Below are 335 nucleotides of genomic sequence, written 5' to 3' on the forward strand. Positions count from 1 at the left end.
CACGCAAACCCTGAAGGCAGCCAGCGGCACACCCAGGCGACGACTGTCGATATCCAACTCAGCAAAACCCTGACCCAACAACTTCTGCAAGTCGCACCCGCAGCCTATCGCACACAAATCAATGATCTGCTGCTCACGGCCCTCACCCGTGCAGTCAGCCAATGGACCGCGCGCGAAAACGTGTTGATCCAACTGGAAAGCCACGGCCGCGAATCGCTGTTCGATGATATCGACCTGACTCGCACTGTCGGCTGGTTCACCAGCCTGTATCCGGTCAAGTTGACCGCCCACCAGGATTTGGGCGAAGCCATCAAACAGGTCAAGGAGCAACTGCG

At 57.9% G+C, this 335-nt stretch carries 1 protein-coding gene; it reads left to right on the forward strand.

Annotation, left to right across the window (positions count from 1 at the left end; all coding sequences use genetic code 11):
* The coding region (locus BHC62_RS06565; protein ID WP_143007495.1) for a condensation domain-containing protein at nt 1-335 on the forward strand (335 nt) is incomplete at both ends.

It is taken from the genome of Pseudomonas sp. 06C 126, from assembly GCF_001855215.1.
Taxonomy (GTDB): Bacteria; Pseudomonadota; Gammaproteobacteria; order Pseudomonadales; family Pseudomonadaceae; genus Aquipseudomonas; species Aquipseudomonas proteolytica.